We start from the raw sequence: 10,937 nt of genomic DNA, 5'->3' as shown, positions 1-10,937 counted from the left end.
CCCGGGACGCCACCACCTGCGGTGCCGTCCCGGCCTCTCTATCTCGCGGGTCCGGGTTCTCTATCTCGGCAGGTCGACGACGCGGTCGGCGCCGGGGACGGGTGTGAGCGTGCCGGCGGACGCCGCGGCCAGGTCGTCGCGCAGGTGGGGGAGCTGGGCCGGCGGCACGAGCAGCGCCAGCCGGGCGACGGCGGCGTACGTCGGCTCCTCGAGGACGGCGTCGTGGGACTGCGCCCAGTCGCGCAGCAGGTGGTCGACGCGGCCGGCGTCGGCGTGCGGCACGTCGACGGTGACCTCCGTGAGCACCTCGCGCCGGCGCAGCAGCCCGTCGGCCGCGGCGACGTCCAGGGCCTCGGCGACGGCGCCGGAGTAGGCGCGCACCAGGCCGCCGGCGCCGAGCAGGACGCCGCCGAAGTACCGCGTCACGACCGCCACGACGTCGGTGAGCTCCCGGCGGCGCAGCACCTCCAGCATGGGCACGCCCGCGGTGCCGGAGGGCTCGCCGTCGTCCGAGGAGCGCTGCTGGTCGGCGTGCGTGCCGACGACCAGCGCCAGGCAGTGGTGGCGGGCGTCCCAGTGCTCCTTGCGGAGGCGGGCGACGACGGCGTCCGCCGCCTCGACCGACGGCGCAGGGGCCAGGTGCGCGAGGAAGCGCGACTTCTTCACCACGAGCTCGTGGTCGACGGGGGCGGCGAGCGTGCCGGGGAGCCCGCCCCTCGGCCCACCCTGCGGCGTCGTGGGGGCGGGGCTGTCGGGTCGGCTCACCGCACGAGGCTACGACGCCCGCCGACACGCCGAGCGTCCCTCCGAAGAAAAAGTGTGCCAAGCGCCAGGATGGGCCCATGACCCAGAGCACGGGGGAGCCCCCCGCCCCAGAGGCTGACGGCGCCGACGCCACGCCGGTCGCCAGGTACCCACGACCGACGGTCACGCTGGACGAGGCGGAGTGGGTGTGGCGCGAGCTGTCCGTGGAGGCGCTGCGCCCGGGCGGGAAGCCGGAGGTCGTGCGCCTGGCCGTGATCGCCGGGCTGACGCGGGCGACCGGGGCGCGCTACGGCGACCTGTTGCGCGTGCGGGCGGAGGACCTCGACCTGGGTCCGGAGCCGGACGCCGCCGCGCGTCGCGGGCGGGTCGGGGGTACGCGGGACCCGGGGGAGGGGAGGGTGCTGCTGCGGCACGGCAAGCACCGGACCCTCCGGGAGCACCGCCTGCCGCCGGAGGTGGTGCTGCTGCTGCGGCACTGGATGGTGGTGCGTGAGGAGCTGGCCGCCGAGCTGGAGGGCTCCGTGCCGCGCGCACTGCTGCTCACGGTGCACCACACGCACGACCACGGCACGACGGTCTCCAGCGGGCTGCCGATCACGCGGCAGGGGCTGGTGCTGTCCTGGCGGCGCTTCGTCCATCGCACCAACGCGCGCTACGGGGCGGTGCGGGCGCCGCTGCCCACGCGGTTCGAGCAGGTGCGTCGGGCGTGGGTGGACGCGGGCGTGCCGGACCTCGGTCGGGACCTGGCGCCGGCCTCGGACCCACCGGAATCCACGGACTCTTCTGAAAAATAGTGTGCCAAGCGTCCCGAAACACCCGATGCGGCCGCGAAGACCTCACGGAAGCAGGGGCGAGCGGGCCGGCCCCGCGGCGTACGAGGCCGGCCCGTGGGCGCGAGGACGCGGGCCGTGCGTCAGGCGGTGGCGATGCCCAGCAGCGGCGTACCGGGGGAGTGCGACGGCAGCTCCTGAAAGCCGTACCGGTCGTAGAACGCGCGGGCGCGGGTGTTGCTCGGGTCCATGCCGAGGTGCACGCCGGGCACCCCGCGCGCGGCGAGCGCCGCGCGCAGCGTGTCCACGAGCGCGCGACCGAGCCCGCGACCCTGGTTCTCGGGCAGCAGGTCGATGTGCAGGTGCGCGGGGTACCGGTCGAGCTCGCCGGCGGTGATGCCGCGCACCATGCGGCCGGGGTCCTTCCCGGCGTCGAGCAGGGCCGCCTCCGAGAACCCGGGCTCGCGCCCGGACGGCGAGGCGCCGGCCCCCGGGTGGCGCTCGGCGAACCCGGGGCCCCAGGCCCGCTCCCACCACGCCACGAAGTCGCGGGTGTCGGCGACGCCGATGACATACCCGGTGAGTCGGCCGTCGTCGACGCGCAGGACGTCGTCCGCGGCGTCGGCGGGGGCGGCGTCGCGCGCCGGCTCCTCGTCGGGGCGCACGACGACGAACGCGAGCTCGGGCGCGTACTCCAGGTACGGGAGCGCGAACACCTCGGGCATGAGGAGGTCGTCGGAGTAGAGGCCGCGGGCGTCGGAGCCGGCGGCGGCGGTGCGGACGCAGATCTCGGCGACGGCGGCCCGGTCGGTGTCGCGGTAGAGGCGGATCACGGGGGTCATCATGCCGCAGGGGTGTCGTCCACCGGAGCGGACGACACCCCTGCGGGGACGGGCACGCGGCGGGTGCTGCGCCTACTTCTTCTTCCGCGCGGTCGTGGTCTTGGCGGACGACGTCCTGGCCGCTGCCGTCTTCGCCGGCGCCTTCGATGCGGTCTTCGGCGCCGTCTTCGGTGCGGCCTTCGCGCCCGCGCTGCGGGTCGAGGTCGCCCGGGCGCCGGCTGCCGCCTTCTGCGCGGCGCCCTTCTCCGTGGTGGCACCCGCGGTCGAGAGCTCGCCGCCGGCGCTCTCCAGGTGGGCGCGGACGAACCAGTGGAACAGCTCGAGCTCGTGCAGGTGACCGATGAGGAGGTCGTTCGTCACGTCGTCGAGCGACTCGGTGTCCTTCGCCGCCTTCCGGTGCGCGGTGATCACGCCCTCGTAGACCTCGTCGAGCGCGCCGAGGTGCTCGATCGCGGACGCACGGCGGAGCGAGTAGTCGTCCCAGGTGCGGGCGGCGACGAGCGCGCCGGGGGTGCCGACGGGCGAGGTGCCGAGCGTCGCGATGCGCTCAGCGATGGCGTCGGTCATGGCGCGCACGGCGTCGACCTGCGGGTCGAGCATCTCGTGCACCGCGATGAAGTGCGGACCCACCACGTTCCAGTGCACGTGCTTGAGGGTCAGGTGGAGGTCGGTCAGGGAGTTCAGCCGCTCCTGCAGGATGGCGGCCACCTTCGCGCCCTGCTGCGGCGTGAGCGAGGGCACCGTGTAGCGCGGGGTGTTGCGGTCAGCCATCGGGAGGTCTCCGTCCTCGTCGGGGTCGGCGCGGCCGGGAGGTCAGCGCGCCTCGTCATCGTCACGCCGGACGGCGATCCACGCGAGCGCGGCGAGGGCCACGACCCCGAGGGCCACGAGCCAGGACACCTGGCGCCCCGCCAGCGCCCACGCCGCGCCCCCGACGGCGAGCGCGGCCGCGACGACGACGCCGTCGCGCGCCAGGCCGTGCCGCAGCGCCGCGAGCTCCACGCGGTCCGTCGCGGTCACGTGCGACGCCCACCACCCGAGGCGCGTCACGACGTACCCGAGCGGGGCGAGCCACAGCACGGCCGGGTCGAACGGCGCGGCGCCGGAGCCGAGCAGCTCGAGGGCCGCCGTCACGAGGGCGACGTGCGCGGGGGCCGGTCCCGGGCGGACCGCGGCCCAGACGGTGACGACGCCTGCGAGAAGGACGACCACCTCGGCGATCAGGTCCGTCCGCGCGCCCGCCGCGACCACGAGGGCGGCCACGGCGAGGACGAAGGCGACCCGGAGCACCACGCCGGGCAGCCGGCGTCCCAGCTCGACGCCGACCACGGGCAGCGGGCGCCCCGTCTCGTACCGCGACCGCCACCAGGCCCGGACCCGGGCGGGCAGGGAGCGTCTCATCGCGCCCCCACCGCGCCCCGCCGGTGGCGCTCGTCGGCGCGGACCAGGGCCTCGAAGCGGAGGGCGGCGTCCTGGCGGGCGTCGCCTGCCCAGCGCACGATCGGCACGCCCTCGGCCGCCATGCGGCGCAGCCGGTCGTCCCGCTCGGCCCGGGTGACCCGCCACGCGAGCCGCATGTGCTCCTCGTGCGCCCCCCGGACGTCGGGCAGCGTGTCGACCAGGACGACGGGGTGCCCGACGGCGCGCCACGCCCGCACGAGCGCGAGCGGCTCGTCGTCGAGCGCGGTGCTGAACAGGTACACGACGGCGTCCGCGGGGACCTGCGGCGCGCGCAGCCGCCGGGCGGGGGAGCCGACCGGGCTGCTCAGCGCGAGCGCGTGCAGGACGCGGCGCAGCTGTCGGCGGCCCGCGGCGGGCAGGAGCGGGCGACGGCGCCGGCCGAGGTCGTCCACCCCGACGCGGTCGCCGGCGGCGACGAGCGCGCCGGCCACGGACGCGGCGGCGTGCCGGGCGAGGTCGAGGGACGTCGGCTCGTCGACGCGCTGCAGGCCGGTGCCGCGCCAGGTGCGCAGGTCGGGGCCGACGTCGTCGCGCGAGTCGACGACGAGCACCGCGGTCGCCTCGGCCGTGGCGTAGGTGCGCCGGACGTACAGGGTGGACAGGTCGGGCGAGCGCCGCGCGCTGGTGTGCCAGTCGATGCGACGCAGCCGGTCGCCGGGCGCGAAGGGGTGCACGTCGCGCAGCTCGTCGCCGTCGCCGAGCCGCCGGGAGGTGTGCGGACCGGTGAGCCCTCGCAGGCGGCGGGGCACGGGCACGCGACCGAGCGGCATCGCCGTGGGGAGCACGAGCCGGTCGGGCGCGGTGACGGAGACGGGGTCCTCGGTCGTCGCTCCGCCGGCGCCGTAGCCGCGTGCGTCGACGTGGAAGGTGCGCTGCGGGCCGGTGCGCACGGTGCTCAGGGTGAGGGGCAGGTCGCGCGGGCCGGCGGCGACCACGACCCCGGCCGTGCGGTGCCCGGGCGCGGAGACCCGCGCGTGCACCAGCTCCGTCCCGGGTGCCGGGTCGAGGCGCAGGACGGCGGTGAGCTCCCCGGGCGCGGCGGCGGCCGAGGTCGGGACGATCACGACACCGGTGCCCCGTCGCGGTGCGCCCGAGCGCCATGACCCGGGTCGGCCGGCCCACAGCGCGCCGAGGAGCGGGGCCACGCCGAGCAGGGCGACGTCGGCCCGGCCCGCCAGCAGTCCCAGGCCGAGCACGAGCACCCCGGTGCCGAGCCCGGCGGCGGCCTGAGGGCTGCGTCGCCAGACGGCCGCGGCCGCCCTCGTGGTGGTGGGCCCGCTCATGCGCTCGTCACCCCCGCCGGCCCACCGTGGCGGGCCCGGGCACGGAGCCGAGGAGCTCGGAGACGACGTCCTGGGCGCGGACCGCCGACGCCCACGCGGTCGGCGTGAGGGTGAGGCGGTGCGCGAGCACCGGGACCGCGACCCGCTTGACGTCCTCGGGCAGCACGAAGTCGCGGCCGTCGAGGACGGCGACCGCGCGGGCCAGGAGCAGGAGGTTCTGCGAGCCGCGGGGCGAGGCGCCCACCTCGAGCGCCCCGTGGGTGCGCGTGGCGGCGGCGATGTCGACGCAGTAGCCCGCGACGTCGGGGTCCACCTCGGTCGTCTCGACGCCGGCCTGCATGGCGAGGACGGTCGCGGCGTCGACGACGGGTCGCACGGGGGCCGCCTCCTCGCGCCGCGCGACGCGGCGCAGCAGCACGTCCCGCTCCTGGGCCCGGTCCGGGTAGCCGACCTCGAGCCGGACCATGAACCGGTCGAGCTGCGCCTCCGGGAGCGGGTAGGTGCCCTCGTACTCCACGGGGTTGGAGGTGGCCATGACGTGGAACGGGCGCGGCAGGGGCCGGCTGGCGCCGTCGACCGACACCTGCCGCTCCGCCATCGCCTCGAGCAGCGCGGACTGCGTCTTCGGCGGCGTGCGGTTGACCTCGTCCGCGAGGAAGAGCCCGGTGAACACCGGGCCGGGGCGGAAGACGAACTCGCGGCTCGCGGGGTCGAACACCGACGAGCCCGTGATGTCGCTGGGCAGCAGGTCAGGGGTGCACTGGAGCCGCGCGAAGTCGAGGCCGAGGGCGGTGGCCAGCGAGCGTGCGGCGAGCGTCTTGCCGAGCCCGGGCACGTCCTCGAAGAGCACGTGCCCGCCCGCGAGCACGGTGGCCAGGGCGAGCTCGAGGGTGCCGCGCATGCCGACGACGGCCGTCCCGACCTCGTCCAGGACGCGCCGGCCCTGGGCCGCGACCTCGGCGACGGGGAGGGGGTGCACCGGAGTCCTCGGCGTGGGGGCGTCGGGCGGGTCGACGGTCATCTCGGGGGCCTTCCTGCGGGACGGTCGGGGGACGGGGAGGGTGACGGAGCGGTGGCGGGAGCGGTGGTCGTCGGCACCGTGTCGATCGCGTCGAGCCAGCGGTGCACGTCGACCCTGCTCACCGCGCGGCGGGCGACCAGCCCGTCGACGACGTCGGTGCCGAGGAGCTGCGCGGCCGCCTCGGGGCCGCCGGGCGCGGCGAGGTCGACGCCACGCTCGGCGAGCCGTGCCGCCGCGAGGTCCCGGACCCGGCGCAGCACGCGGTCGCCGACGGCGCCGCTGCGGGTGAACGTGGCCCAGCCCAGCTCGCTGACGTCGTTCCGCGCGCCCTCGCGGCGGTCCTGGATGACGTCCGGCCACGGGGCCTCGTCGCCGTCGTCGAGGCGTCGCCACAGCGCGACGGCCGTCGCGGCCACGACGACGAGCAGCGCGGCGTGCAGCGGGTCGAGCACGCCCGTGAGGATGAGCGCCGCGCAGGCCGCGAGCGCCGGGAGGCCGACGACGAGGAGGGCGCGCAGCGGCGTGGGACGCGGCGGTCGGGTGGGGGTCATGCGTGCGGGGCGGGGTCGAGGGCGCGAGCGATGCGGGAGAGGGCGGTGCGGGCGGCGTGGACGTCGTCGGGGTGCACGGGCCGGTCGGTGAACCGGGCGTGCTGGTAGAGGCGGCGGAGGGTGTCCACGTCGGGGGCGGGGACGGCGCGGCCGTCCTGGCGGCGGGTGGTGAGGAGCCGTGCGGTGAACTCGGTGGCGGTCTGCGCGGGGTCGCGCCGGGTGCCGTGGCGGGCGGCGGCGTCCTCCAGGGCGACCCAGGCGGCGACGACGGCGTCGTGCGGGGTGGCGGCGTCGTCGATGCGGGCGAGGGCGGTCGCGACGGCGTCCTGGAGCTCGGGCAGGGAGAGGTCGGCCATGGTGGCGGTGGTGGCGTGGCCGGGTGCGAGGCCGTCGGCGTCGTCGTCCTCGGGGGTGGCGAGGGCGCGGACGACGCGGCGGGCGAGGAGCCACAGGAGGACGGCGACGAGGAGGGCGCCGGCGACGGAGAGGGCGACGACGATCCAGGTGATGACGTCGTAGGAGGGCGGGGGTTGGTCGCCGGGGACGATCTCGCCGGGCATCTGGGGCTGGACGGGGTCGGAGGCCGCGGGCTGAGGGAGGGCGACGTCGGGGAGCCGGAAGCGCCAGGGGGTGGCGGTGGCGGCGCCGAGCACGACGAGGAGGGCGAGCGCGGCCCCGGCGAGGGGTGCGAGGGCGCGGCGTGCCGCGTGCCGGGTCCGCGTCGGTGGGGCCATGCGCCGACGCTATCGGGTGGCGGGGTCCTCGTGGGTGAGGTGCTCGTGGGTGAGGTGCTCGGCGTGCATGCCGGCGACGGCGGCGGCGACGAAGGCGGCGGGGTCGCCGTCGAGGGAGCGGCCCATGGTGGACAGGCGGGCGGGGGAGCCGCGCAGGGCGTCGAGGAGGGCGGTGTCGGCGGGGACGTCGACGAGGCGGTGCCGGGGGGGGAGGGTGCCGGCCTGGTCGCGGACCTGGCGGGTGAGCTCGGTGCCCCACGGGGCCAGGGACTCGAGGTCGCCGGTGGGGTCGGGGACGGGGACGTCGGCGGCCGCGAGCGCCACGCGCCCGTAGGCGGTGAGGCTGTGGTGGGAGACGCCGCGGTGGCGGTCGCGGGGGTCGGCGCCGGAGACGCGCAGGGAGGCGACGGGGCGGCCGCCGAGGGCGGCGGCGGCGTTGACGGCCTCTCCGGCGGCGACGCCGGAGAAGCCCCACCGGGTGCCGGTGCCGAGGTTGCCGGGGCCTTGGGCGAGGACGACGAGGTCGGCGCCCGTGACGTGGCGGGCGGCGAGGAGGCCGGTGTGCACGGTGACGGCCTCGAGGTCGCCGCCGAAGGCCTGCCCGACGGTGACGGTGGTGTGGAGCCAGCCGGCGTCGCGGAGGGTGGCGACGGTGCGGGAGAACGCGGCGGGCAGGGCGCCGCCGTCGGTCATCACGTAGGCGACGCGGGGGTGGGGCCGGCCGGCGAGGTCGGCGGCGTGGCGGGCGCCGGCGACGACGGCGGGCAGGGCGGAGTGCAGGTCGGCGACGACGACGGGGAGGCCCGCGAGGTCGTCGGCGTCGCGGAGGGTGTCGTGGTGGGCGGACTCCTGCTCGTCGACGCCGAGGACCATGGCCTGCAGGGGGGTGTAGCGCGCCTTGACGAGGTGGCCGGGGCCGGCGTGGGGGTCGGCGGGCAGGGCGGTGGCGTCCCCGGCGGGGCCGACGACGAGGGCGTACCCGCCGGTGCCGAGGCCGCGGGCGAGCGCGGAGACGTTGAGGAGCAGGCGGTCGCCGACGTCCGGGTCTCCGACGAGGGTCGTGTAGGCGAGGCCGCGGACCTCCCAGGGCGCGGTGGTGAGGTCGCGCGAGGGCAGGGGGGTGTCGAGGCGGAGGGTGACCTCGCGGGCACCGGTCCAGCCGGCGCCGCGGGCCGTGACGGTGCCGGTGCGCCAGGTGACGTGCCCGGTGGGCGCGTCGTCCCGGGCGTCGCGGGGCGTGCGGGGCTGGGGCTGGTTCGGCGCTGTCGTCACCCACGAGAGGCTACCGGCGACTAGGTTGGTGCCGATGCCTGCGAACCCCGTGGAACCGGCCTCCGGCCCGCCCGTCGCCGCGCCGTCCGACCCTGCGCCGTCGTCGCGGGGCACCCCGCCGGCCGAGCGTCTGCTGAACCTCGTCATCGCGCTGGTGAACACGAGCGCGTCGATGACCAAGCAGCAGGTGCGCGCGGGGGTGGCGGGGTACGGCGACGCGCCGTCGACGGAGGCGTTCGAGCGGATGTTCGAGCGCGACAAGGACACGCTGCGGGCGCTCGGCATCCCGATCGTCACGGTGGACGCGGGCGGGCACAGCGACGAGGTCGGGTACCGGATCGACAACGACGCGTACGCGCTGGGCGCGGTGGACCTGACGCCGGCGGAGCTGGGCGTGGTGGCGCTGGCGGCGCAGCTGTGGTCGGACAAGACGCTGCGCACGGACATGTCGCGCGCGATGACGAAGCTGCGGGCGGCGGGCGCGGGAGAGGTCGCGGGGGACGCGGTGGCCGGGCTGGCGCCGCGGGTGCGGGCGGCGGGCGACGCGTACGTGCCGCTCCTGGAGGCGGTCTCGGAGCGGCGGGACGTGTCGTTCCGGTACCGGGCCGCGAGCACGGGGCAGGAGCTGACGCGGCACGTGGAGCCGTGGCGGATCGCGGCGCGGGGCAGCGGCTGGTACCTGGTGGGCTTCGACCGGGCGCGCGGCGCGGCGCGGGTCTTCCGGCTGTCGCGGATCTCGGGCAAGGTGCGCGTGGGGTCGCAGGCGGGCGCGTTCGACGTGCCCGAGGCGGTGGACGTGGACGCCATGCTCGGGGAGCGGGTCGGGGCGCTGCAGCGGGCGCGGCTGGCCGTGGTGCCGGAGCGGGCGCAGGCGCTGCGGGCGCGCGCGGTGCCCGCGACCGACGGCGGTGACGCTGCCGACCATGAGAACGGTGGCGACGGCGGGCGGCGGGGCGGCCGCCGCGACGGGCGGGACCTGCTGGAGGTCGAGTTCCGCAGCCTGTCGGCGTTCGCGGACGAGGTGGCGGGGTACGGACCTGCGGTCGTGGTGCTGGAGCCGCCGCAGCTGCGCGCGGACGTGCTGCGCCGCCTGGAGGCGGCCGCGGGGCTCGACGCCGCCGGCGCCGCGGGCGACGCGGGCGACGCGGGCTCGGCCGGCGGGGTGACGGACACGGCGGGGGAGACGACGGATGGCTGAGCGGGCGGACGACCGGCTGGTGCGGCTGCTGGGGCTGGTGGCGTTCCTCGACGGTGCGGGGCCGGTGCGGGTGGAGGAGCTCGCGGACCGCTTCGGCGTGACGCCGCGCCAGGTGCGCGAGGACGTGGACGCGCTGTGGGTGTCCGGCACCCCCGGGTACATGCCGGACGACCTCATCGACTTCGACGCGTTCTCGCTGGAGGACGGCGTCGTGACCCTCACGCAGGCGCGCGGCATGACCCGCCCGCTGCGGCTCGGCACCCGGGAGGCCGTGGCGCTCGTCGCCGCGCTGCGCGCGATGCACGCCTCGCCCGCGGTGCAGGCGGACCGGCGGCGGGCCGCCGTCGTCGCCTCCGCCCTGGACAAGCTGACCGCCGCGACCGGCGAGGCCGCGGGGGCCGTCGACGTCCAGCTCGAGGGCGACGGGGACCCGCAGGTGGTCGCCGCCGTCACGACCGCGCTCGCCGAGGGCCGCCGCCTGCACCTGCGCTACGTCAACGCCGCCGACGTCACCACGGAGCGCGACGTCGACCCGCTGCGCCTGCTCACCCAGGACGGCGCCATGTACCTCGTGGGCTGGTGCCTGCGGGTGGACGGGCGCCGCACGTTCCGGGTGGACCGCATCCTCGACGCCCACGTGCTGGAGGAGCCGGTCGCCGAGCGCGACGTCGCCGTCGCGGGCGACCTGGGCGCCGACGTGTGGGCGTCCGTCGCGCACCGGGGCGCCCCGGCCGCGACGCTGCGGCTCGCGTCCGCGGCCCGGTGGGTCGCGGAGGAGGTGCCCGCCGAGTCGGTCCGCGACCTGCCCGACGGCACGGTCGAGGTGCGGCTGCGGGTCACGAACCCCGCATGGCTGCGGCGGCTCCTGCTGGCCAACGCGCCCGACGTCGTCGCCGTCGACCCGCCCGACGTGGCGCACGACGTCGCGCAGTCCGCCCGGGCCGCGCTCGCCGCGTACGCCTCGACCACCGCGGACGGGCCCGGCGGCAGCGTGTCCGGCACCGACGAGACCAGCTCCGACGAGACCGTAGGCTGACCGG

General features: G+C 77.5%; 11 protein-coding genes and 1 pseudogene. 3 read left to right on the top strand and 9 right to left on the bottom strand.

Annotated elements, in window-relative coordinates; all coding sequences use genetic code 11:
- Positions 1-60: 60 nt before the first annotated feature.
- On the bottom strand, positions 61-765 hold the full coding sequence (locus ACFCZN_RS11250; protein WP_430556824.1) for an IMPACT family protein: 705 nt from the start codon (positions 763-765) through the stop codon (positions 61-63).
- Positions 766-842: 77 nt separating this feature from the next.
- Between ACFCZN_RS11250 and ACFCZN_RS11245 the strand changes: the two genes are divergently transcribed.
- A complete protein-coding gene (locus ACFCZN_RS11245) occupies positions 843-1,559 on the top strand; it encodes a tyrosine-type recombinase/integrase (RefSeq protein WP_429763471.1) in 717 nt (238 codons plus the stop codon).
- Between the two features lie 119 nt (positions 1,560-1,678).
- Here ACFCZN_RS11245 and ACFCZN_RS11240 read toward each other — a convergent pair whose 3' ends face one another.
- From ACFCZN_RS11240 to ACFCZN_RS11205, 8 genes and pseudogenes are all read right to left on the bottom strand, one after another.
- Complete coding sequence (locus ACFCZN_RS11240) at positions 1,679-2,380, bottom strand: GNAT family N-acetyltransferase (protein WP_430556823.1); 702 nt, start codon at positions 2,378-2,380, stop codon at positions 1,679-1,681.
- Positions 2,381-2,581: 201 nt separating this feature from the next.
- Positions 2,582-3,148 (bottom strand): annotated as a pseudogene (locus ACFCZN_RS11235) (Dps family protein); the annotation flags it as partial.
- A gap of 42 nt (positions 3,149-3,190) precedes the next feature.
- On the bottom strand, positions 3,191-3,778 hold the full coding sequence (locus ACFCZN_RS11230; RefSeq protein WP_430556822.1) for a hypothetical protein: 588 nt from the start codon (positions 3,776-3,778) through the stop codon (positions 3,191-3,193).
- Positions 3,775-5,121: a DUF58 domain-containing protein gene (locus ACFCZN_RS11225; protein ID WP_430556821.1), complete on the bottom strand. Its 1,347-nt coding sequence runs from the start codon at positions 5,119-5,121 to the stop codon at positions 3,775-3,777. The genes ACFCZN_RS11230 and ACFCZN_RS11225 overlap by 4 nt, the downstream gene beginning before the upstream one ends.
- 7 nt (positions 5,122-5,128) lie before the next feature.
- Complete coding sequence (locus tag ACFCZN_RS11220) at positions 5,129-6,142, bottom strand: AAA family ATPase (protein WP_430556820.1); 1,014 nt, start codon at positions 6,140-6,142, stop codon at positions 5,129-5,131.
- Positions 6,139-6,693, bottom strand: a complete 555-nt coding sequence (locus ACFCZN_RS11215; RefSeq protein ID WP_430556819.1) for a hypothetical protein — start codon at positions 6,691-6,693, stop codon at positions 6,139-6,141. Before ACFCZN_RS11215 ends, ACFCZN_RS11220 begins: the two co-directional genes overlap by 4 nt.
- A complete protein-coding gene (locus ACFCZN_RS11210; RefSeq protein ID WP_429763477.1) occupies positions 6,690-7,427 on the bottom strand; it encodes a DUF4129 domain-containing protein in 738 nt (245 codons plus the stop codon). The genes ACFCZN_RS11215 and ACFCZN_RS11210 overlap by 4 nt, the downstream gene beginning before the upstream one ends.
- A 9-nt stretch (positions 7,428-7,436) precedes the next feature.
- Positions 7,437-8,699, bottom strand: coding sequence for a DUF3866 family protein (locus ACFCZN_RS11205; protein ID WP_430556818.1), 1,263 nt, complete (start codon positions 8,697-8,699; stop codon positions 7,437-7,439).
- A 34-nt stretch (positions 8,700-8,733) separates the two neighbouring features.
- Between ACFCZN_RS11205 and ACFCZN_RS11200 the strand changes: the two genes are divergently transcribed.
- On the top strand, positions 8,734-9,897 hold the full coding sequence (locus ACFCZN_RS11200; RefSeq protein WP_430556817.1) for a helix-turn-helix transcriptional regulator: 1,164 nt from the start codon (positions 8,734-8,736) through the stop codon (positions 9,895-9,897).
- A complete protein-coding gene (locus tag ACFCZN_RS11195; protein ID WP_430556816.1) occupies positions 9,890-10,933 on the top strand; it encodes a helix-turn-helix transcriptional regulator in 1,044 nt (347 codons plus the stop codon). The genes ACFCZN_RS11200 and ACFCZN_RS11195 overlap by 8 nt, the downstream gene beginning before the upstream one ends.
- The last annotated feature ends 4 nt before the right edge of the window (positions 10,934-10,937 follow it).

It is taken from the genome of Isoptericola sp. NPDC056134 (genome assembly GCF_042264825.1).
GTDB classification, from domain to species: Bacteria; Actinomycetota; Actinomycetes; order Actinomycetales; family Cellulomonadaceae; genus Isoptericola; species Isoptericola nanjingensis.
Note: the sequence above shows the minus strand (reverse complement) of the source record. Positions and strands in the feature narration are given on the sequence as shown.

What these genes read in the sequence shown, in the direction of transcription:
- ACFCZN_RS11245 (WP_429763471.1), top strand. Translation starts at nt 843, where the DNA reads ATGACCCAGAGCACGGGGGAGCCCCCCGCCCCAGAGGCTGACGGCGCC.
- ACFCZN_RS11240 (WP_430556823.1), bottom strand. Translation starts at nt 2,380, where the DNA reads ATGATGACCCCCGTGATCCGCCTCTACCGCGACACCGACCGGGCCGCC.
- ACFCZN_RS11230 (WP_430556822.1), bottom strand. Translation starts at nt 3,778, where the DNA reads ATGAGACGCTCCCTGCCCGCCCGGGTCCGGGCCTGGTGGCGGTCGCGG.
- ACFCZN_RS11225 (WP_430556821.1), bottom strand. Translation starts at nt 5,121, where the DNA reads ATGAGCGGGCCCACCACCACGAGGGCGGCCGCGGCCGTCTGGCGACGC.
- ACFCZN_RS11220 (WP_430556820.1), bottom strand. Translation starts at nt 6,142, where the DNA reads ATGACCGTCGACCCGCCCGACGCCCCCACGCCGAGGACTCCGGTGCAC.
- ACFCZN_RS11215 (WP_430556819.1), bottom strand. Translation starts at nt 6,693, where the DNA reads ATGACCCCCACCCGACCGCCGCGTCCCACGCCGCTGCGCGCCCTCCTC.
- ACFCZN_RS11210 (WP_429763477.1), bottom strand. Translation starts at nt 7,427, where the DNA reads ATGGCCCCACCGACGCGGACCCGGCACGCGGCACGCCGCGCCCTCGCA.
- ACFCZN_RS11200 (WP_430556817.1), top strand. Translation starts at nt 8,734, where the DNA reads ATGCCTGCGAACCCCGTGGAACCGGCCTCCGGCCCGCCCGTCGCCGCG.
- ACFCZN_RS11195 (WP_430556816.1), top strand. Translation starts at nt 9,890, where the DNA reads ATGGCTGAGCGGGCGGACGACCGGCTGGTGCGGCTGCTGGGGCTGGTG.